We start from the raw sequence: 19,910 nt of genomic DNA on the forward strand, positions 1-19,910 counted from the left end.
GATGGACTGCCAGTTCTGCACCGAGTTCACCGCACGCGAGAGCACGACCCGGATCATCACCGAGACCGCCGGCGGCTGGGTGCTGCTGCCCACCATCGGCGCCCTCACCACCGGCTACTGCCTGTTCATGCCGCTTGAGCACCTGGACGCCGCCGCCGACGTCACCCCGGCCGATCTGGAGCGGGTCGCGGCGGAGACGGAACAGACGCGCACGCTGATCCAGGCCCGCTACGGGCCCGTCATCCTGGCCGAACACGGCCCGCGCGACTGCGAATTGGGCGCCTCCTGCTGCAGCCACTGCCACCTGCACCTGATCCCCGTCCCCGACCCGGACCGGGTCACCGCCGCCTACGAGAAGACCGGCGGCCCCGGCCTGCGGCTCGCCTCCATGGCGGCCCTCCCGGCCGCCGCGGACGGCCCCTACCTCTACCTCTCCCCGCGGCCCGGCGAGCACTACTACTGGCCCTCGGCCGGCTTCGCCCGCCAGTTCGTCCGCCGCGTCTGCGCCGACGAGCTCGGCATCGGCGACTTCTTCGACTGGCGCGACCACCCATTCACCGAGAACCGCGAGCACACGTTCGCCGAACTCTCCGCCGACCTGCACCTCGCGGACGCCGCCTGACGAAGGGAAGGGGGAAACGGCGCGATGGCGATATCCCTGCCCCGCCCGTTACACGCACTCACCGCCGACGAACTGACCGCCGCGGCCAAGGACCGGCGCTGGCCGAAGTGGCAGACCATGGCCCTGCTGCACTCGCTGCAGCTACCCGTCCTCAACGCCTGCCTCATCGAGCCCGGCCACAGCGCGGCCGCCGTCCGCGCCGCCGCCCACGTCCTGGCCGCCGCCACCGGCACCGAGAAACTGATGATCCGCTCCGACGGCGGAGTGGAGAAGAAGCGGTACTACCGCGGCGGCAACACCTTCCCCGTCGAGGAGATCCCATCCCGCGCGGCCGGGCTCCTGGCCCACGGACGGGCCGTGATCCTCGCCGAGCCCACCAACCGTTTTACCAACCGCCTCACCGTCCTGATCCGCATGGACCGGCCCGGGCCCAGGCAGCCGGGCTCGCTCACGCTGGAGGCTCTCGGGCCCGGCTACGACGTCGCGGACCTGACCCGCGGCCAGATCCCGCCGCAGGTCACCGCCCACCTCGACGACATCGACTGGGACCACTACCAGCCGCCTCGCTGGAACGAATGGAACATCACCGGCGACCACTGCCCCGGCGGTGAGGACGCCCGACGGCACCGCCGGCTTGAGCGGCTGGCCACCCAGATCCTCACCGACGGCGGTCACCTGGACGGCACCGTCGGCGCCGAGCACGCCGAGGCATGGCTACGTGGGCGCGGATTCCTGCACCTGTTCGCCCCGCAGCCGACCCGCGAGGCCCTGGCCAAACGCGCCCGCCGCCTGTTCGAGGACGCCTTCTTCCTCGCTGCGGCCCAGCCGAACCGGAACTGGCACTGCCTGGCCACCGCGTTCTCCGTCTTCGATCAACCCCGCACCATCTACTGGGACCTGGTCGACGGCGAACGCAAGTACGCCGCGACGGCACCGGCCGCCGCCCGACACGAGGAGCGGGCCGCATGAACACCGAACCGATCTACCTCGACCATCAGGCCACCACCCCGCTCGACGAACGCGTTCTGGAGGCGATGCTGCCGTTCTTCACCAGTAAGTACGGCAACCCCTCCAGTCCGCACACCTGCGGACGCACCGCCGCGAGGGCGATCCGCACCGTCCGCCAGCAGGTCGCCGACCTGGTCGGCGCCAAGAACGAACTGGAGATCGTCTTCACCTCCGGCGCGACCGAGGCCGACCACCTCGCGATCGTCGGCGCCGCCTTGGCCGCCCGCCCGCGCGGCGGGCACGTCGTCACCAGCGCGATCGAGCACAAGGCTGTCCTCGCCGCCTGCCAGCGACTCGTCGACCACCACGGCTACACCCACACCTGCGTCGGCGTCGACGCGCACGGCCGCGTCCACCCCGCCGACATCGCCGCCGTCCTCACTCCGAACACCGTGCTGGTCTCGGTGATGCACGCCAACAACGAGATCGGTACCTTGCAGCGACTCGCGGCCATCGCCGAGATCACCGCCCCGCGAGGCATCGTCCTCCACACCGACGCCGCCCAGAGCGCCGGCTGCGGCCTGCTGGACGTCGCCGAACTCGGCGTCGACCTCGCCTCTTTGTCCGCTCACAAACTCCACGGCCCTAAGGGCATCGGCGCCCTCTACATCCGCAGCGGCACCCGCATCACCGCCCAGCAGACCGGCGGCGGACAGGAACGCGGATTGCGGGCTGGCACCCCCAACGTCCCCGCGATCGTCGGCTTCGGCGCTGCCGCCCGCCTCATCACCACCGACGCGGTTCCTCCCTCGACCCGCACCCGGGCGCTGCGCGACCGTCTCCAAGACCGTCTCCTGGCCGCGATTCCCGGCGTCACCGTCAACGGTCACCCGCACCGGCGACTGCCCGGGAACCTCAGCCTCACCCTCCCCGGCATCGAGGCCACCGATCTCCTCGACCGCATCCCCGGCATCGCCGCCTCCACCGGATCGGCCTGCAACACCGGAAGCGGCGAACCCTCCCACGTCCTCACCGCGATCGGCCTCACCCGCGACCAGGCCCGCGCAACCCTCCGGCTCAGCATCGGCCGCACCACCACCGGCACCGGCATCGACGAGGCCGCCGACCTCATCACCCGAACCGCACACACCCTGATGACGGCGCCCGCGAACGCGGCCTGACCCGCCCCCCGAACCGGGCCGCCCCCGCGGAAAGATCCACACGGGCGCCGTCGCCGCCCCGGCCCGAGGGCTGGCTCATTGGCCGCGTCGGCCTGGTCCACGCCGACTTCGACGGCGAACGCTTACGGATCACCGGGCGACGAACTCGTCACCGGACGCCCACCCCGCCGGTGCTCTGATCAACGCTCCGCACGGCGAGCAGTTGGTCGTGGGCCAGGGCATCATCACCACCGATCTACGGGCCGCCGCCATGGCATCGCTCACCTACCGAGTGGGGAAGACCCCGCCACTCGTCGTGGAGGGCGTGCGACGCTACATGGACCGACTCAGCCTGCGTTTCGCCGCTTTCGACTTCGTCGTCAGCCCCTGCGGCGAGTGGACGTTCCTGGAAGCGAATCCGTGCGGCCAGTGGGACTGGATCGAGCACGCGACGGGCCTGCCAATCGCCAACGCCATCGCTGACGAACTGCGAGGAGTTCCCGCATGAGTGCTTCCGCCCTCGATCAGGCTCGCCCCCACGTCACCGCCCTCGCCGGTGAACTGTCCGCCATGGGCGCTGTCCGCACGCGCGGATGGGCCGAAGCGTTCGCCACGGTGCCCCGGCATGTCTTCGTGCCGCGCTGGTTCCGGCAGGAGACCAATGACAGGGGCATCGCCGTATGGCGTGAACAGCGTGCCACCACCGATGCCGCCGCCCTCGCCGCCGTCTACCGTGACCAGACGCTGGTGACCTCCCTCGACCCCGCCACCGTCGAGCAGGTGGACGACACCGCGTGGACCGGTGTACCCACGTCGTCCAGCACGCTGCCAAGTCTCATGGCGGGCATGCTCGAAGACCTCAGCGTCGAGGACGGGCATCGGACCCTCGAAATCGGCACCGGTACCGGATACAACGCCGCCCTGCTCTGCGCCCGCCTAGGCGAAAACCTGGTGCACTCCGTGGACGTGGACCCCTCGCTGATCCACCTCGCGCGGCAACGCCTGGCCGAAGCCGGGTACGCACCACGACTCGCCCCTGGCGACGGAACCCGGGGCTCTCCCACCGGCGACGCCTTCGACCGGATCATCGCCACCTGTTCCGTTCCCGCCATCCCTCAGGCGTGGATGGACCAGAGCCGACCCGGAACCGTCATCGTCACCGACATCGCTCTGGGCATCGAGGGCGGCCTGGTGCGTGTCGTCATCGATGACGACGGGCGAGCGACGGGGCGATTCACCACGACGGCAGGCCGCTTCATGGCAGCACGCACCGGTGCCCACACCTACGCCACACCCGTCCGGCCCGAGCGAGCGCCGACGGCGGGGACCCGCCCAACAACGGTCACCGCCAGGGACATTCGCGGCAACTACCCCTTCCGGTTGCTGCTCGCCCTCCACCTCCCGGGCGCCCAACTCGTCTACCACCTGGACGACACGGACGGCGGCATGGCGATCCAGATCCAGGACGCCGACGGCTCCTGGGCGCGAACGCCCCTCACCGGCGACCACACCGGCACCGTCACCTACGGCGGCGACCCCGGTCTGTGGCAGCGGGCCGAGGCCGCGTGGCGCTGGTGGAACGACGCGGACCGCCCGGCGCAGGACCAACTCGGCTACACCCGCGAGCGGGACGGAACCGCGCACGTGTGGCACATCCCCGACGGAACCCGTTGGAACATCCCCCCTCGTGACGCACACACACGATGACACCGGCCGCCAGCCCGCCCGTGCCGCAACAACGCCGTTGTGGGGTACGGGTGATGGACACACGACGGCCCCGCTGACGGGGGAGTCAGCGGGGCGGTTTCGATGGGTGTTCGTGGGGTCAGATCGTGTGGTGCTTGAGGTCTGAGACGAAGGTGGACCAGGTGGTGTTGGCGAAGGTGAGGGGTTCGCGGTCGAGGTCCTTGGAGTCGCGGACCGGTACGAGGCTGGGGAAGCTGTCGGACACCTCCACGCAGTTCCCGTCGCCCCCGTTGCTGTAGGTGGACTTGCGCCATGCCGCCGTGCGCAGGTTGGGGGTGCTGCTCATGCTCTGTCGTCCTCCAGGCTCTGTCTGGGGAACTCCGGTTGTGTGGGCGTGTGCGCCCGTCACGTATCCGAGGGTACGGCGGAAGGTTCGAGGCTGGGCGAACGCGTCGAGGAGAATGGCGAGTTCGGGCCAGCGGAGGAGCGAAGGGCGTGAGGGGGGACGGCGTTCAGCGTCAACGTCCGTGTCGCAGGGGACAGGTCCGGAGGGGCTGCGGGAATCCGCCGTGCTGGAACGGGTCGTGCCGAGCCGATAGTGGACAGACGCGAAACGGCCCCGCTGACGGGGGAGTCAGCGGGGCGGTTTCGATGGGTGGTGACTCGGCCAGGGCCACACGAAGAGGTCCGTCCTGTGCCATAGCCGCCCGCGACTATGTGACGGCCAGGAGGGACGGCGGAGCGATCAGTCGCGCCCGTTCATGGAGTTCTCTAGCTTTGGGGTTACCCAAGTGCGGTCGGATCAGCTTGAACATGTTCCGAACTCGCTGGTCCGCGCGCCCGGACTGGACGAGGGGGTAGTCATCCAGCACGAGATTCCAGGTGGCGCAGGCGGCTTCCAGGTGTCCAACGGAAAGCTGGCGCTCAGCGAGGATTCCGCGCTCTTTGACGCGTGTACGCCTGTAGACGTCGTGCCGTAAGTTGTCAGACTGCCGCATCGCCTCGACGGCCCCCGCCGTGTCACCTAATTCATACCGCACTTGGCTCGTGTGGTAATTCAGGGCGGCTGGGTCGTACGACCCAAACGTCTTCGCCCGGGTTTCTGCCTTCTCCATCGCCACTTCGGCTTCCCGAAGGTACGTGAGTGCCTTGTTTCGCTCGCCGGTCTGGGCGGCGGCGTGTGCTTGCTGACCGGCCAGGAAGGCGCGCATGCGTGGACCTGCGTTGGGTGAGGCTGTGGCGGCGGCGTCAGCCAGTCGCATTGCCGCTCTTCCGTGCCCCAGGTCTACGGCTTGGACGCTCATTCCTCGCAGTGTCGTGCAGTACGTCAGGTGGTCCTCTGACGCTCCGGCAAATTCCAAAGCTTTGAGGTAGTACTGCTGGGCTGCCCCGTGAGTTCCTTCGTCTACGGCCATGTAGCCAGTCAGGTAACAGAGGTCAGAAGCCGCTGCCATCATTGCCTTACGGACACGGTCAGGAGCATCCGCTCGAAGGTAGGGGGCGACTGTGTTGACGAGAAACGCGGCAGCCATGGGTCGCGCATGTCGCCCGCCGAACTGGTCATCCAGATCGGAAACCCGTTCGGTCATAGCAATGACCATTTCCACCTCGGGCATCCCTACTCGCTGTGCCTGTCCTTTCTGAATTGCTTCCATCCGGCCAACGACATCTGGCCAGTTGGGTACGGCAAGGGCGACGGAGAATAGACCTGCTCCTATCATGCTGCGACGAGAAGGGTCCATATCGTTTCTCCCAAGATCGATGAGCCCTTCCACCGTACGGGCATGGGTGTTCGCTTGGTCCTGGGGTTTGGGGAGCCCGGCTTGGGCGTGTGTGACGGGGCGACGCAGTCGACGGGACAGGGCTTCAAGGATCAGCGGTCGCACAGCCGCTCTGGGCATGTGCCCCTTGAGCCACTGGTGGACCGACGGTTCGCGGTAGTTGAGGGGGGTCCCACGTTCCGTTCCGACACGGTTCACGGCCTGGGCGAACTGACGCAGCGTCCACCGGGTCTCGCGGTACAGCCGTTCAAGATCGGTATTCGGCTTCGGCGTGCTCACTGACCCTCAACTCCTCGTGCTGGCCGGCACTTAAAGCGCTTAAAACCCGCTAGGGCTCCAACGGTACCGCTCTGCGTAGCGGTGGAGTTGCGTAGAGCAGCGAAGACCCCAGCGGACGATGTGCGGTCGGCCCGGGGATATGGGCCACCCAGGAAAGGAAGGTAGCCGTGGAGGACCGTACGCGACTGACGATCGATAGCGCGCTTGACGGTGCGGATATCCCCCCGGGATCAATGGAGTTCCCGCCCTGTCAGTGCGGGCATCCGGCGTGCCCGGACAACCCGAAGGCGCCGCCGCCCCCGGACCTTCGCGCCGTTCTGGCTCTGGTGAACCGGCGCAGTCGCGGATCGTCCTCGTGAGCGCCCGTGTGGCGCCCGGGCGCGCGCTCAACCCGGTACTCAACTCGACCGTGTGTGGCGGTCGTTCGGACATGCGAGCACTGAAGGGCGGGGAGTGGTGATGACGGCGATGGACGACCGTGGGGAGTCGGCGTCGATTCCCGAAGCGGACCGGGTACGGCGGGAGTTACGGGACGCGCTGGAGGCGGCGGGCGTGAGGTTGCCGTCGCTCGGGCTGGACCCGCTCTCCTGCACGGGGCCCACGCCACGTCCGCTGGTGGACCTTGGCCGCTGCGACCTCGCGACGGCACGGGAGTTGACCGAGGTGCTGCGTGCGCGGGCCAGGGGATAGCGAAGCGCCGTCGGGCGTGCGGGCGATGGTGGCTCTCGTGGAACGGGCGCCGGTGAACGGGGTGTCGGTGGCCCTCGGACTGCTGGTCGCGGTCGGTTGTGTGGCGACTGTCTACCTCTGCCTGGAGCCGGTCGCCACCGAGACCGGCTCGGAAATCGGCAGCGGCACAGACACCGGCGCTGAGGACGCCGCCGATATCGACGGTGGGTACGGCGGTGCCGACGGGGATGAGGGGGCGGGCGGCACGGGGGACGGTCGGGCGGTGTGGGCTGTCGGCCAGTGCGGGCTGTACTGCGGTCGCGACGACGTACGGGTGACGGCGTTCCGGACGGTTCCCATGCCCTGGGGCCCCATGGAGCTGTACTCGTGCGTGCGGTGTCTGCAACAGCTCAACCGCCTGCAACGGCAGCGCACTCGGGAGTTGACGGCGGCCTTCCGCACGCCGCTTGGCGCCGGGTTGCCGTCGTCGTCCGCACCGGAGACGCCACCCCGCGACGGCGTCCCGGCGGCGGCCGACGCCCCCGCCCGTCCGGGAACGCGGGGCGAGTGGCACGGCTCCAACTCACCGCTGTGGTGCCCCCTGAGGTGCCGAGGGGGCGGCCCGTGACCCCCACGGCACCATCCACCGCCACGAACTGGCCTTACGAGCCGAACAAGTTGAGCGAGCCGAGCGAGCGACCGCGTGATGCTGACACGAACACCCTTCGCGCACTCCCTGGCGCCCGAGCCTTCCTCTGCCCACGCCGAGCCCCACCGCCCACACCCTGAGAACGTAACCCGGTCCCAACCAGCCCCCTACGCGCGGGACTTGGCGGCCCACGCCGACGTTCCGAACGGCGTCGACGGCCCGTGCGGCCAGAACGGACCGGCCGACGCGAACGGACCGGACGACGTGAACGGCCGGGACGGATACTGCTGTCCGCCGGAGCTGGACCGGCCGATCCTCGCGGTGGCGCTGACGTCCGTCACGGCGCTGCTGACGCTCGGTATCGGGCTGGCCGCCTGTCAGTCGTCGACCCCGCCGAGTCCACCGCGTCCACCAACGTCACCGGCCGCACCGGCTTCTCCAACTCCACCAACTCCACCGAGCCCTTCGCATCCGCCGACCCCGCCGTCCGGCGGCCGGATATCCACCGTCTGCCCACCGGCCCCCGGCGTCGTGTCCGTTCCGCCCCGTCCGTCCGGCAGCCCCGGCACGGGCGTCGACGGCAGTCGTGGCGGTGACGGCGCCAGTCCAACAGGCCCCACCCGTACGTCAGTTCACAAGGGATAGCGCACGGATCATGCACACCGAGTACGACTTCACCCACCCGCCCGGCCGCCGACTCGGCGCCCTCGCCCTGATCACCGACCCCGAGGGGAGCGTGCTCCTGCTGGAGAAGGTGTACCGGAAGGAGCGGGGCGACCCCTTCCCCTGGGGACTGCCCGGCGGCTGCGCCCAGCCGGACGAGGACCTGCACGACGCCTTCCGGCGCGAGGTCTTCGAGGAGATCGGGCGTCGCGTCGAACCCGGCGACCTGCTCACCGTGCACCACATGCCCGCCGACCCGCCACACCGTGAGGGTGTCAACTTCGTGTTCGACGGCGGGCAGTTGCCGTCGGACGTTCCGCTCACGCTGCCCGCGCACGAGCTGGGCGACCACCGGTTCGTCCCGCTGGAGGAACTGCCCGGGTACCTCGCGCCGTACCAGCTCATCCGCGTCCGTACCACCATCCGGAACGCGCTCGACGGGCACCGTACGGCGTACCTCTCCGGCGTCCCAGAGCCGGTGGTCTGAATGATGGGACGGTCCAACACCCCCCGCCCACCCGCCCGTTCCGGGGTTCGCCAACGGGGCCTGGCGGCGGGGCGCGGGGGTCAGTGGCTGGCCTCCGGGAGGCGGGTGCCAGCCAGCGCCCGGGCCTCCTCCTCGGTGGTGACGGCCGGCGGGGAGCCCTCAAGGGGCTGCCGGGCGGTCTCCCGCATGGCGAGGACCGCGATGATGCCGAGCAGCGCGGCCCCCGAGGCGTAGTAGGCGGGCGCCAGCTTGTCCCCGGTCGCGGTCACCAGGTACGTCATCACACCCGGAGCCGTCCCGCCGAACACCGAGGTGGCGACGTTGTAGCCGATGGCGAGCGAGCCGTAGCGCACGTCGGTGGGGAAGAGCGCCGGGAGCGTGGCCGACATGGTGCCGAGCAGACAGACCAGGCAGGCGCTCAGCAGCAGCAGACCGGCGAGGACCGCCGCGAAGTGGCCGAGCTGGAACAGCGCGAAGGCGGGCACCGTCAGGAGCAGGAAGCCGGTCATGCCGATGAGCAGCAGCGGCTTCCGCCCAAACCGGTCGTTGAGGTGGCCGATCCGCTGGATGACCGTCATCATCGCCACCATCGCCAGGATGGCGGCGACCAGCTCCATGGAGCCGCCGTAGTCCAGCTCGCTGGTGAGGTAGGCGGGCATGTACGAGAGCAGCATGTAGTCGGTGACGTTGTATCCGGCGACCAGCCCGACACAGATCAGCATGGTCCGCCACTGACCGGTGAAGATCTTCCGGAACTCCGGGCGCGGGGCGTTCTCGGAGAGGTGCGGCTCCTTGCGGGCGCTGGTGGTGTCCGGGTCGTGGGACTGTTCGGCGGCGAGCTTCTGGAAGGCGGGTGTCTCGTCCAGCTTGACCCGCAGGTAGAGCCCGACCAGCCCGATCGGCCCGCCCACGAGGAACGGCAGCCGCCAGCCCCAGTCGAGCATGGCGTCGTCGCCCAGCGTGGTGGTCAGCAGCAGCACCAGGGCGGCGGCGCCGGTGTACCCGGCGAGGGTGCCCAGCTCCAGGAAGCTGCCGAAGAACCCGCGCCGCTTGTCGGGGGCGTACTCCGCGATGAAGGTGGCGGCGCCGCCGTACTCGCCGCCGGTGGAGAAGCCCTGCACCATCCGGCAGAGGAGCAGCAGCAGTGGGGCCGCGAGGCCGATCGAGGCGTAGCTGGGGATCAGCCCGATGCAGAAGGTGCCCGCCGCCATCAGGACCATGGTCAGCGCCAGGACCTTCTTCCGGCCCACCCGGTCGCCCAGCGGTCCGAAGAACAGCCCGCCGAGCGGCCGGACCAGGAAGGAGGCGGCGAACGCGGTGAAGGACGCGAGGAGTTGGGTGCCGTCGTCGCCGGGGAAGAAGACCTTCCCGATGGTGACGGCCAGGTAGGAGTAGATCCCGAAGTCGAACCACTCCATGGCGTTACCGACGGCCGCCGCGGTCGTCGCCCGGCGCACCGTCGGCTCGTCCGTGACGGTGACGTCGCTGCGCCGCACCCGGGGGTGGACGCGGCGCTCGACGGCGCGGAACAGCGCTCGGTGCCGCCGCAGCGCGGCCTTGTCCGGTTCGGGAACCTCGCGACGCATGGTGCATCTGTACCGTGCGTCGCGCGGCCGTGCCCGTCGAGCGGGCCCCGCCCCGGCCCCCGTCCGGGCGGCCGGTACGCCGCCCGGGTGAGGGGCCCCGTCCCGTCCCGTCCCGTCCCGTTCCGTCGCGGGCGGGACCCCCGGGCGGCTGTCCCTCGGGACTCCAGGCGGCCGCCCCTCAGGGCTCCAGGCGGAGGTCCTTGATCAGCTTGGCGACGTGCCCGGTGGCCTTCACGTTGTAGAGCGCCCGCTCGACCTTTCCGTCCTCGTCCACGATGACGGTCGAGCGGATGACGCCGGTCACCGTCTTCCCGTACAGCTTCTTCTCGCCGAAGGCGCCGTACGCGGTCATCGTCTCCTTCGACGGGTCGCCGACCAGCGTGACCGAGAGATCCTCCTTCTCCCGGAACTTCGCCAGCTTCTCCCGCTTGTCCGGCGAGACGCCGACCACCTCGTATCCGGCGGTGGACAGCAGCTGGAGGTTGTCGGTGAAGTCGCAGGCCTGCTTGGTGCAGCCGGGGGTCAGCGCGGCCGGGTAGAAGTACACGATGACCTTGCGGCCCCGGTAGTCACTGAGGGAGACCTGCTGGCCGTCGGCGTCCGGCAGGCTGAACTCGGGGGCGACGTCGCCCGGCTCCAACCGCTCGCTCATCTGTGCTCCTCATGCTCCTCATGTCGGCACGCGTCCGGTCGTGCGCCCGGCCGTGGGCCCCGAGGGTAGCCGGGAGCGGCCGATCGGGGGTGCCGTGGGGCGGCGCCTCCCGCGAGCTGACAGACTGTCCGGCAGCCGGGTCATGGCGGATCCGGCCACGGCCCGGTCAGCGGGCCACCCGGAGACGGGAATCGGACCTTGTGACAGCGACGGAGGCAGTGCGGTGCCGGAAGCCAGGACCCCCGCCCAGATCGAGGCGGACATCGTCCGCAGGCGGCGGGAGCTCGCCGCGGCGCTGGACGAGATCGCCATCCGTGTGCACCCCCAGACGCTCATCGGGGACGCCAAGGCGCGCGTGGCGGCGGCCGTCGACCGGACGGCCGGGCGGGCCTGCGAGGCGGCCCACCGCGCGGTGTACGACGCCCGGAGTCGCTTCGTCGACGAGACGGGGGCGCCCCGGCTGGAGCGCGTCGTTCCGGCGGCCGTCGCGGTGGCGGTCGTGGTGGGCGGCGTCTGCGCGGTGAAGGCTCGCCGTCGGCGCGGCTGAACCCCTGAGATACGGTCGTGGGGTGAGTTCCGAGACCCCCAACCCCAGCGTCCCGGCGGACCCCGGCTCCGGCCACGACAAGCTGCCGATCCGGATGCTGCACGACCGCGTCCTCGTCCGGACGGACACCGCCGAGGGCGAGCGCCGCTCGACCGGAGGGATCGTCATCCCCGCGACCGCCGCGGTCGGTCGCCGCCTGAACTGGGCTGAGGTGGTCGCCGTCGGCCAGAACGTCCGGACGGTCGAGCCGGGCGACCGCGTGCTGTACGACCCCGAGGAGCGGGCCGAGGTCGAGGTGCGCGGGGTGGCCTACCTGCTGATGCGCGAGCGGGACCTGCACGCCGTCGCCGCCGAGCGGATCCAGGGTTCCGAGGACTCCACGGGGCTGTACCTCTGACAGCGATGATGTCCGTGGTGACGCCGCTGGTGGGTCTGACCCGACCTCTGACAGTCGCTGACCGTCTCTGACCACCCCTGGGCACCTCCGGCACCTTCGGTCGCTCCGTGACCCCCGGCCGATTCGGGATCCCCGATCGTCCCGGGATCCGCGCTCAGTCGCGCGGTGAGTCACCATCGCGCGGTGTGCGGCGCCGTCGGCTGACCGGTTCGCTTCGTCCGTTGCCCGGAGCCGTACGTCCGCTGCGCGGGGCTGACCGGTGCGCGCGCGGATCCGGTCGCGCGGCCTGCGGTTAGGCTGAGAGCGGCGGGTGGCGCCCCGCGTGACCCGCCTGGATCCTTCGTCGACCCGGCAGGAGCCCCCGTGGCAGAGCGCAAACCCATCGAGTCGTGGCTCACCGACATGGACGGTGTCCTGATGCACGAGGGCATTCCGGTGCCCGGTGCCGACGCCTTCGTGAAGCGGCTGAAGGAGTCCGACCGGCCGTTCCTGGTGCTCACCAACAACTCCATCTACACCCCGCGGGACCTCCAGGCCCGGCTGGGCCGGATCGGGCTGGACGTCCCCATCGAGAACATCTGGACCTCGGCGCTGGCCACCGCCCAGTTCCTGGACGACCAGCGGCCCGGCGGTTCCGCGTACGTGATCGGCGAGGCGGGACTCACCACCGCGCTGCACGACATCGGGTACGTCCTCTCCGACGCCGACCCGGACTACGTGGTGCTGGGCGAGACCCGCACCTACAGCTTCGAGGCGCTGACCAAGGCGATCCGCCTGATCAACGCCGGGGCGCGGTTCATCGCCACCAATCCGGACGAGACCGGCCCCTCGGCGGAGGGGGCGCTGCCCGCCACGGGTTCGGTGGCCGCGCTGATCACCAAGGCGACCGGGCAGGAGCCGTACTTCGTCGGCAAGCCGAACCCGCTGATGATGCGCGCGGGGCTGAACGCTATCGGCGCGCACTCGGAGAGCTCCGCCATGATCGGTGACCGGATGGACACCGACGTGCGGGCCGGGATGGAGGCCGGGTTGGAGACCTTCCTGGTGCTCACCGGGGTGACGCGGCCCGACGAGGTCGAGCGGTACCCGTACCGGCCCTCCACGGTGGTCGACTCGATCGCGGATCTCGTCGATCGCGTCTGACCGCGCATGACCAGCCAGTCGCGTATCCCCGCGTATCCCCGCGTATCCCCGCGTATCCCCGTGTAGGGCGGCGGCTGTTGGCGTCCGCCGGGCGATCCCGGGTGATCCCGGGTGATTCGCCGGGTGGTCCGTCGTGTGAACCGTCACGTGATCCGCCGCGTCCTTAGCCGTACTTGACGTCCCGTGACGGAAGCTGTCGTCCGGCCGACGGAGTCGGGGACCGGGCGCGGGCGGTTTTCCGGGGTGCCCCGGGAACGGTCCGTGGTGGGGAACGTGCCCGTGGGACGGGTGCGTTCCGCGGAGCGGGGCCGTGGACGTGGACGGTCCGGTTCAGGCGGAGTGGGGGCTGGCGCGGGGGTGGACGGTCGAACGTTCACGGTCCCCGTATCGTTCCCTAGCTGGGGATTTGACGCGCCCTTTGCTCGAAAAGGCCGTATGGCACGATAGGGCGACGGCCTGCCCCACGGGGACGCGGGCGTCCTTCCGAGCAGAGTGCACCAAGGGGGAGTGGATGTACGGCACAGACGACCGCCGCGGGGGGCGGCGGGCCCGCGCGCGACTCGCCGCCACCGGCGCCGTGCTGAGCACCGCGATGCTGTTGGCGGGGTGTTCCTCATCGGGCGACGACGATGACGGCGAGGGTGACGGCGGCAAGGAGGCCCGCCAGCCGGCCAGCACGCAGACGCCGTACTGGGTGGACCCGAAGGGGAGCGCGGCCCAGCAGGTCGACAGCTACCGGGACGAGGACAAGTCCTCGCAGGCCGAGCTGATCGAGAGGATCGCCCGGCACCCCGCGGGCCACTGGGTCGACTACGAGGACCCGGAGGGCGACACCCGCCGCGTCACCGACGCCGCGGAGAAGGCGGACCGCAGCGCGCTGCTGGTGCTCTACAACATCCCGCACCGGGACTGCGGCCAGTACTCCAAGGGCGGCGCGGCGGACGGCAACGCCTACCGCGCCTGGGTCGACAAGGTGGCCAAGGGGATCGGGGACCGCAAGGCCACCGTGATCGTCGAGCCGGACTCCATACCCCACCTGCTGGACGAGGGCTGTACCCCGCAGCAGTTCCACGAGGAGCGGTACCAGCTGCTGAACGAGACGGTCGGGAAGCTGAAGAAGCTGCCCGGTACCACCGTCTACGTGGACGCGGGCAACCCGGACTGGGTGCGCGACCCGGGCGGACTGGTGGAGCCGCTGAACCGGGCGGGGATCGCGCAGGCCGACGGCTTCGCGCTGAACGTCTCCAACTACCAGACCACGCGGTCGAACACGGCCTACGGCCGGAAGGTCTCGCAGATGGTGGGCAACAAGCCCTTCGTCATCGACACCAGCCGGAACGGCAACGGCCCCATCGAGGGCGCGCAGGACGAGGAGTCCTGGTGCAACCCGGACGGCCGGGCGCTCGGGGAGTCGCCGACCACGAAGACGGGCGACAAGCGGGTGGACGCCTACCTGTGGATCAAGCGTCCCGGTGAGTCGGACGGCGAGTGCAAGGGCGGGCCGAAGGCCGGGAAGTGGTGGCCGAAGTACGCGCTGGACCTGGTCCGCAACGCCAAGGGCTGAGCGGCCCGCGGCACGTGAACGACACCCCGTCGGGGGCGCGTTGGGCGCCTCCGGCGGGGTTCCTCGTGTTCGGGGGCTCCGCGCGGGAGGCCGGTCCGGGCGGGCCGGGGCGCCTGGGCCGTCCGGGTCCCGGGGGCGTACGGGGGATCTTGGGGGCGTGTCCGGGGCACTCGGAGGTCCCGGGGGCCGGAGACGACGGCGGGCGGCCCACCGCGGGTGCGGTGGACCGCCCGTGGACGCCCGGTGTCTCAGGCGGTGTCCGGAGGCCGCCGGATCAGGGGGACTCGCTCGTGGTCTGGACGGTGCGGGCGTTCGGGTCGGTGTTGACCTTCACCCACTTCGCCTTGGACGGGATGCCGTCCTTGTCCACCGCGTACACCATCCACCAGCCGGGGGTGACCAGCGAGGGGTCGTCCGGGATGGTGGTGCTGAGCTTGCCGCCCGCCGACTTGTTCACCTTCAGCGCCACCGAGGACTGCTCGACGTTGGTGACGTGGGTGAAGGAACTGGGGCGCACCAGGCGGAGCTTCTCGATGGACCCCGCGTCCTTGCTCTGGAAGCTGACCTGGTCGCCCGGGTCCAGCTCCTTGCGGGGGGTGCCGACGTCGGCCAGGTGCGGCTGGTCCTTGCCCTCCTTGTTCAGGTACGGCGGGGTGTAGATCTCGATCCGCTGGTCGAACTCGCCGGGCTTGGTGTTGGCCTTGTCGTCGAAGAGCGAGTCGGAGCCGAAGGTCATGACCCGGCCGTCGGGGAGCAGCAGCCCGCCCGAGTGGTAGTTGCGGCCGACGAGCGGGTCGGCGGCGCTCTCGTAGGAGTTCTTCTTCGGGTCGTAGATCGCCGACTTCAGCACGTTGCTGTCGCTCTTGCCGCGGTACTCGGACGAGCCGTTGGTGGTGAGCACCGTGTCGTTCGGCAGGATCACGCTGGAGGGGTAGCGGACCTTGTCGTAGAGGTCGGGGCCGTCGGTGAACTGCGGCTGGTCCTCGGTGAGATCGACGATCCGGGTCTTGCTGGTCACCTTGGGGGACTCACCGACCCCGCCGCCGCCCTGCACCATGAACTTGCGGGACTGGGTGGGCGGGAGCGGCACCGACATGGAGGTCTCCAGGACGTCCGGGTCGGACATTCCGGGGATCTTGGTGAACTTGTTGGTCTCCAGGTTCCACAGGCCGGGGGTGCGGCCCTTGTCGTCCGGGCCGTACCCGGCGTTGGTGCCGGAGTAGAAGATCTTGTTCTGCCCGACCAGGTGCAGTCCGGGGTAGGTCGGGAAGAAGCGCGTCTTGGGCAGGAACGACCACTTCTTGGTCCGGGGGTCGTAGATCTCGTTCTTCCCCGGTACGACCTGCCCGATGTCGTCCAGCCCGGAGACGGTCAGCACCTTGCCGTCCTGGAGGGTGGTCTGCGTCGGGTACCAGCGGGCCTCGTGCATCGGGTCGACCCGGATGTACCGCTCACTCTGCGGGTCGAACTCGTAGGCGTCGTCGATGCCCTGGAAGTCCTTCTTGTCGAAGGAGAGCTTCTGCGCGATGCCGTAGATGTTCTTCTTCTCGCCGCCGCTGAGGCCGTGCACCCGGTAGTTGTCCTGGGTGCCGGTCTGGTACTTCTTGCCGTTCTTCTCGGCCTCGACGTAGACCCGCTTGAAGCTCGCGGAGACCTCGGCCTCCCCGGTGACCGGGTCGGTCTTCTTCTTCGCGGGCGGCAGCGTGATCGTCTTGCTGGAGACGAAGGTCTTGCCGTTCTTCCGGCCGGTGAAGCGGGTGCCCTTCTTGAGCACCTTCCCGGCGTCCGGGTTCTCGTTGTTGACGATCATGAGGCCGCCGGCCTTCTTCACGTCACCGCCGAGCGTCTCGTACCGCTGGGTTCCGCCAGCCACCAGCAGCTTGCCGTCGGGCAGCTGGTTGTGCCCGGCGCAGAACAGGTCGTTCGGCGTGCTGATGTTCTTGAAGGTGTTCTTGACCGGGTCCCAGAGCACCGTCCGGAAGGTCTTCGCGTCGAACTGCTTGGCGTCGTTGCCGGATCCGGCGACGAGCAGCACCTTGCCGGTGTTCAGCAGCGCGGCGTGGATGGTGTTGATCCGGTACTTCTCCGGCACCTCGACGACCTGCCAGTGGCCCTTCTCGGCCTTGTAACCCGGCTGGTTGATTTTGTAGTTGTGGTACGTCTCCGTGATCTCGCCGTAGAGCCACGGGCCGTTGAAACCCGCGATCACGAGGACGACCGCCGAACCTATCGCGAGGCGACGGGTCCGGCGGCTCGGACGGTACTTCATTGCTTACGTCCCCCAAGGGCGATCTGCATGGTCTCGTCAGGCGAGGCGGCCCAGCTGGGCCCGCCTCCCGGTGCGGCCGGATCCGGAGCGGTGTGCTCCGCCGTACCGCCGCCGGGCGGCGGCTCCTGATCGTGACCCTGACGGTGCCGGTTCTTCTGCTGCTTGCGGCGCTTCTTCTCCGCGCGGACGGAGAAGCGCCAGCCGATGATGGGTGCCGCCGTGATCAGGGTGGCGAGGCTGGCCCAGATCAGCATCGCGGGATGGTCGTGCCCCAGGTAGAAGGAGCCGCCAGCGGAGCCCGCGAAGATCACGATGAAGAACAGGTGGATGCGGAAGGTGCCGAACAGGGTGTCCGGGCTCGCGGAGTCGCCCTTGGGCGTCACCACGAACTTGCTCTTCCGCCGCAGCACCGTGTCGAACAGCGAGCGCGCGTAGATCGGTGCGGAGAGCGCCGACATCAGCATTCCGGCGAGACCGCCGGAGCCCTCTGGTTCGTGGGGGGAGACGTTGTGCCGTCGGTTCCAGATGTAGAGGCCGATCTGGAGGGCGGAGGCGTTGCCGTACAGCGCCATCCAGATGGTCGGGTCGATCTGCACACCCGAGGCGCCGAGACCGAGGAAGAGCCCGCAACTGAGCGCGGCCAGGATCCAGTTCATCGCCGAGATCGGGTAGAAGATCATCAACATGGTGTAGTTGAAGAGCTTGCCCGGCCCCAGGGTGAAGATCCCCCGGCCGTACTGCTTGAGGATCGTCTCGTAGGTCCCGCGCGACCAGCGCAGCTGCTGGGTGAAGAAGTCGGTCCAGGCGTTCGGGCCCTCGCCGACCGCCAGCACGTCCGGGGTGTAGACCGAGCGCCACTTCTTGCCCGTCTCCGGGTTCTTGGCGCGGTGCATCTCGAACCCGGTGGCCATGTCCTCCGTGATGGAGTCGTACAGCCCGCCGATGGCCTTGATGGCCTTGATCCGCACGGCGTTGCTGGTGCCGACGAACATCGGCGCGTCGTAGGCGTTCCCGGCGCGCTGGATCAGCGCGTGGAAGAGGAACTGCTGGCTCTCGGCGGCCTTGGTGATGAAGTTGTCGTAGTTGCCGTAGACCTGCGGGCCGATGACGAAGCCGACGTCCGGGTCCCGGAAGTAACCGAGCATCCGCTCCAGGTAGTTGGGGAGCGGGATGTGGTCGGTGTCGACCCCGGCGAAGAAGTCGTAGTTGTCGCCGTGCGCGTCCAGCCAGGCGTTGTAGTTGCCGTGCTTGGTCTTGGCCCGGAACGCGCCGGTGGGCTGGTTCCACTTCTCGATGCCCTTACGGGAGAAGTGGTGCACCCCGAGACGGCGGCAGACCTCCTTGACCTCCGGGTCGTCGCCCTCGTCGAGCAGCCAGACGTGCATGGTGCCCCGGTGCCGGATCTTGACCGCGGCCTCCAGGGTCTTCGTGACCATCTCGATCGGTTCCTTGCCGGGAACGAACGAGGTCATGAAGGCGACCCGGGTGCCCGACTCCGGGACGACGGGTATCGGGTCCCGCGCGACCAGGGTGGCGTGCGAGTTGGACAGCACGTTCAGGGTCCGGAACAGCTCGATGAGGCCGATCGCCACGAGCATCACGATGTCCAGCTTGAGGACGAGGTCGGAGACCTCGCCGTCGTCCCGCTGGGTCCAGTGCTGCGGCTGCATCAGCCAGATCAGCAGACCGGCTGACAGCAGCGGGGCGAGGCAGAGCAGGATCGCCGCCTTGACGCGGTGCGGCTCGTCGGACAGCAGGCTGCGGAACTTGACCCGGTAGGGCTTGTTCGGGTCCGGCTGGGTCAGCGGCCCGGCGAGACGGCTGTAGTGCTCGTAGTCGTACCGGGGCAGCGACGCCTTGGAGAGGCGGAGCCCACGTCCCAGTGTGCCGCGCGGCTTGTGCTTGCCCGGCAGCCGCAACTGCGCGGTCTGCGCCGGGTCCTGGGCAGGCTGCTGCGGTTGCCGGGCGCCGTCCTGCGGCGTCGACGTCATGAGTCCATCCCCCCGCACGCAGCTGTCTGCGTGTGCTCGTGCTGGCCCGCGTCCATGGCCCCCTCGCGCGGGCGCGGCATACTTCGGCCGCCACCCCTCATGGACTGCGACCGAACAGCGTACGGTTCTGTGATTCGCGTCACCACCGCCTGCGAGGGGTCCCTCGTCCACGCCCAACCCGGTCCCCACCAGGGCGCTTTCGGGAGTGCTCGGGTCCGGCGGCAACCACGCCAGGGTCCCCGACGGATGACATGATCGCAAGGCTGATTGGTGGTTTTTGACCGGGAACGTGCGCTATTGACCGACCGGATGTGATGGAAGTGTCGCCTTAGTGCGGAACAGCGGTGTACCCCCTGATGGATCCGCACGGCGGCACCCACGGCCCCCGGGTAACACCTGAACCCCCGCCGCCCACCCTCTCCGGGGTGACGACGGGGGTTCAGGGCTCTCCGAGGCCGGGCCGGGCTGGGGTCGGCCCGGCGCCGGGTCCGGGGTGGCCGCCGAACAGCCCGCCCGCCGGGGCCCCTTCGGGCCGCGGGGACGACGGTGGGGTGCGGGGCGGCACGGAGGAGCGCGGGGCGCTGGGGTGTTGGGTCGGTGGGACGTGGGGTGGTGAGGCGGTGGGGCGTGGGCCCCGGTGACGCGGGCGGGCCCAGAGGGGGGAAGGGGTGGGCGCGGAGGGGGCGGCGCCGGCGGCGGGAGGATGAGGTCCGCCGGCGCCGCGGCGCCCGGCCGGGTGGGGGATGTACCCGGCGCGGGGCGACTCCCGGGCGTCCCGAGTGGCCAGGGCCTTCCGGGCGCCCGGTGGCGTTCCGGG

At 69.9% G+C, this 19,910-nt stretch carries 18 protein-coding genes; 12 read left to right on the top strand and 6 right to left on the bottom strand.

Translation table 11 applies throughout. The features are described from left to right. Position 1 precedes the first annotated feature (1 nt). The 5 genes from E0L36_RS01440 to E0L36_RS01460 all read left to right on the top strand — a co-directional run bounded on the left by E0L36_RS01440 (position 2) and on the right by E0L36_RS01460 (position 4,437). Complete coding sequence (locus tag E0L36_RS01440; RefSeq protein WP_219636067.1) at positions 2-622, top strand: hypothetical protein; 621 nt, start codon at positions 2-4, stop codon at positions 620-622. A 24-nt stretch (positions 623-646) separates the two neighbouring features. Then, positions 647-1,591: a hypothetical protein gene (locus E0L36_RS01445; protein ID WP_180927026.1), complete on the top strand. Its 945-nt coding sequence runs from the start codon at positions 647-649 to the stop codon at positions 1,589-1,591. After that, positions 1,588-2,751, top strand: a complete 1,164-nt coding sequence (locus E0L36_RS01450; RefSeq protein WP_180927027.1) for a cysteine desulfurase family protein — start codon at positions 1,588-1,590, stop codon at positions 2,749-2,751. The genes E0L36_RS01445 and E0L36_RS01450 overlap by 4 nt, the downstream gene beginning before the upstream one ends. A 208-nt stretch (positions 2,752-2,959) precedes the next feature. After that, complete coding sequence (locus E0L36_RS01455) at positions 2,960-3,238, top strand: hypothetical protein (protein ID WP_258015860.1); 279 nt, start codon at positions 2,960-2,962, stop codon at positions 3,236-3,238. Further along, positions 3,235-4,437, top strand: a complete 1,203-nt coding sequence (locus E0L36_RS01460; RefSeq protein WP_180927028.1) for a methyltransferase domain-containing protein — start codon at positions 3,235-3,237, stop codon at positions 4,435-4,437. The genes E0L36_RS01455 and E0L36_RS01460 overlap by 4 nt, the downstream gene beginning before the upstream one ends. A gap of 118 nt (positions 4,438-4,555) precedes the next feature. On the opposite strand, the gene E0L36_RS01465 is transcribed toward E0L36_RS01460, so the two are convergent. Both E0L36_RS01465 and E0L36_RS01470 read right to left on the bottom strand, forming a co-directional pair. Beyond that, positions 4,556-4,762, bottom strand: a complete 207-nt coding sequence (locus E0L36_RS01465) for a DUF397 domain-containing protein (protein ID WP_180927029.1) — start codon at positions 4,760-4,762, stop codon at positions 4,556-4,558. Positions 4,763-5,129: 367 nt separating this feature from the next. Next, positions 5,130-6,476: a tetratricopeptide repeat protein gene (locus tag E0L36_RS01470; RefSeq protein WP_180927030.1), complete on the bottom strand. Its 1,347-nt coding sequence runs from the start codon at positions 6,474-6,476 to the stop codon at positions 5,130-5,132. Between the two features lie 459 nt (positions 6,477-6,935). Between E0L36_RS01470 and E0L36_RS01475 the strand changes: the two genes are divergently transcribed. The 3 genes from E0L36_RS01475 to E0L36_RS01485 all read left to right on the top strand — a co-directional run bounded on the left by E0L36_RS01475 (position 6,936) and on the right by E0L36_RS01485 (position 8,944). Next, positions 6,936-7,166, top strand: coding sequence for a hypothetical protein (locus E0L36_RS01475; RefSeq protein ID WP_308416591.1), 231 nt, complete (start codon positions 6,936-6,938; stop codon positions 7,164-7,166). 37 nt (positions 7,167-7,203) lie between these two features. Then, positions 7,204-7,773, top strand: a complete 570-nt coding sequence (locus E0L36_RS01480; RefSeq protein ID WP_180927031.1) for a hypothetical protein — start codon at positions 7,204-7,206, stop codon at positions 7,771-7,773. A 676-nt stretch (positions 7,774-8,449) separates the two neighbouring features. Next, entirely contained in the window at positions 8,450-8,944 is a 495-nt protein-coding gene (locus E0L36_RS01485; protein ID WP_180927032.1) for an NUDIX domain-containing protein, read from the top strand. 80 nt (positions 8,945-9,024) lie between these two features. Here the strand turns inward: E0L36_RS01485 and E0L36_RS01490 are convergent, their stop codons facing one another. Together E0L36_RS01490 and bcp are read right to left on the bottom strand one after the other, a co-directional pair. Beyond that, a complete protein-coding gene (locus E0L36_RS01490) occupies positions 9,025-10,530 on the bottom strand; it encodes an MFS transporter (RefSeq protein WP_180927033.1) in 1,506 nt (501 codons plus the stop codon). Between the two features lie 178 nt (positions 10,531-10,708). Continuing rightward, a complete protein-coding gene (gene bcp, locus E0L36_RS01495) occupies positions 10,709-11,182 on the bottom strand; it encodes a thioredoxin-dependent thiol peroxidase (RefSeq protein WP_180927034.1) in 474 nt (157 codons plus the stop codon). A gap of 223 nt (positions 11,183-11,405) precedes the next feature. Between bcp and E0L36_RS01500 the strand changes: the two genes are divergently transcribed. The 4 genes from E0L36_RS01500 to E0L36_RS01515 all read left to right on the top strand — a co-directional run bounded on the left by E0L36_RS01500 (position 11,406) and on the right by E0L36_RS01515 (position 14,833). Further along, positions 11,406-11,729: a DUF3618 domain-containing protein gene (locus tag E0L36_RS01500; RefSeq protein WP_180927035.1), complete on the top strand. Its 324-nt coding sequence runs from the start codon at positions 11,406-11,408 to the stop codon at positions 11,727-11,729. Positions 11,730-11,823: 94 nt separating this feature from the next. Continuing rightward, complete coding sequence (locus tag E0L36_RS01505; RefSeq protein WP_180928523.1) at positions 11,824-12,126, top strand: co-chaperone GroES; 303 nt, start codon at positions 11,824-11,826, stop codon at positions 12,124-12,126. A gap of 363 nt (positions 12,127-12,489) precedes the next feature. Then, positions 12,490-13,269 carry an HAD-IIA family hydrolase gene (locus E0L36_RS01510; RefSeq protein WP_180927036.1) on the top strand — a complete coding sequence of 260 codons (780 nt, stop codon included), beginning with the start codon at positions 12,490-12,492 and terminating at the stop codon, positions 13,267-13,269. Positions 13,270-13,780: 511 nt separating this feature from the next. Further along, a complete protein-coding gene (locus E0L36_RS01515; RefSeq protein ID WP_180927037.1) occupies positions 13,781-14,833 on the top strand; it encodes a glycoside hydrolase family 6 protein in 1,053 nt (350 codons plus the stop codon). Positions 14,834-15,107: 274 nt separating this feature from the next. Here E0L36_RS01515 and E0L36_RS01520 read toward each other — a convergent pair whose 3' ends face one another. Continuing rightward, a complete protein-coding gene (locus tag E0L36_RS01520) occupies positions 15,108-17,102 on the bottom strand; it encodes a kelch motif-containing protein (protein WP_180927038.1) in 1,995 nt (664 codons plus the stop codon). After that, positions 17,099-19,093: a glycosyltransferase family 2 protein gene (locus E0L36_RS01525; protein ID WP_180927039.1), complete on the bottom strand. Its 1,995-nt coding sequence runs from the start codon at positions 19,091-19,093 to the stop codon at positions 17,099-17,101. The genes E0L36_RS01520 and E0L36_RS01525 overlap by 4 nt, the downstream gene beginning before the upstream one ends. Between the last annotated feature and the right edge of the window lie 817 nt (positions 19,094-19,910).

The organism is Streptomyces sp. AJS327, from assembly GCF_013450295.1.
GTDB lineage: Bacteria > Actinomycetota > Actinomycetes > Streptomycetales > Streptomycetaceae > Streptomyces.

Excerpts from the sequence above, each read along its gene's own strand:
- E0L36_RS01440 (WP_219636067.1), top strand. The coding sequence starts at position 2 with ATGGACTGCCAGTTCTGCACCGAGTTCACCGCACGCGAGAGCACGACC.
- E0L36_RS01445 (WP_180927026.1), top strand. The coding sequence starts at position 647 with ATGGCGATATCCCTGCCCCGCCCGTTACACGCACTCACCGCCGACGAA.
- E0L36_RS01450 (WP_180927027.1), top strand. The coding sequence starts at position 1,588 with ATGAACACCGAACCGATCTACCTCGACCATCAGGCCACCACCCCGCTC.
- E0L36_RS01460 (WP_180927028.1), top strand. The coding sequence starts at position 3,235 with ATGAGTGCTTCCGCCCTCGATCAGGCTCGCCCCCACGTCACCGCCCTC.
- E0L36_RS01465 (WP_180927029.1), bottom strand. The coding sequence starts at position 4,762 with ATGAGCAGCACCCCCAACCTGCGCACGGCGGCATGGCGCAAGTCCACC.
- E0L36_RS01475 (WP_308416591.1), top strand. The coding sequence starts at position 6,936 with ATGACGGCGATGGACGACCGTGGGGAGTCGGCGTCGATTCCCGAAGCG.
- E0L36_RS01485 (WP_180927032.1), top strand. The coding sequence starts at position 8,450 with ATGCACACCGAGTACGACTTCACCCACCCGCCCGGCCGCCGACTCGGC.
- E0L36_RS01490 (WP_180927033.1), bottom strand. The coding sequence starts at position 10,530 with ATGCGTCGCGAGGTTCCCGAACCGGACAAGGCCGCGCTGCGGCGGCAC.
- bcp (WP_180927034.1), bottom strand. The coding sequence starts at position 11,182 with ATGAGCGAGCGGTTGGAGCCGGGCGACGTCGCCCCCGAGTTCAGCCTG.
- E0L36_RS01505 (WP_180928523.1), top strand. The coding sequence starts at position 11,824 with ATGCTGCACGACCGCGTCCTCGTCCGGACGGACACCGCCGAGGGCGAG.
- E0L36_RS01515 (WP_180927037.1), top strand. The coding sequence starts at position 13,781 with ATGTACGGCACAGACGACCGCCGCGGGGGGCGGCGGGCCCGCGCGCGA.
- E0L36_RS01520 (WP_180927038.1), bottom strand. The coding sequence starts at position 17,102 with ATGAAGTACCGTCCGAGCCGCCGGACCCGTCGCCTCGCGATAGGTTCG.
- E0L36_RS01525 (WP_180927039.1), bottom strand. The coding sequence starts at position 19,093 with ATGACGTCGACGCCGCAGGACGGCGCCCGGCAACCGCAGCAGCCTGCC.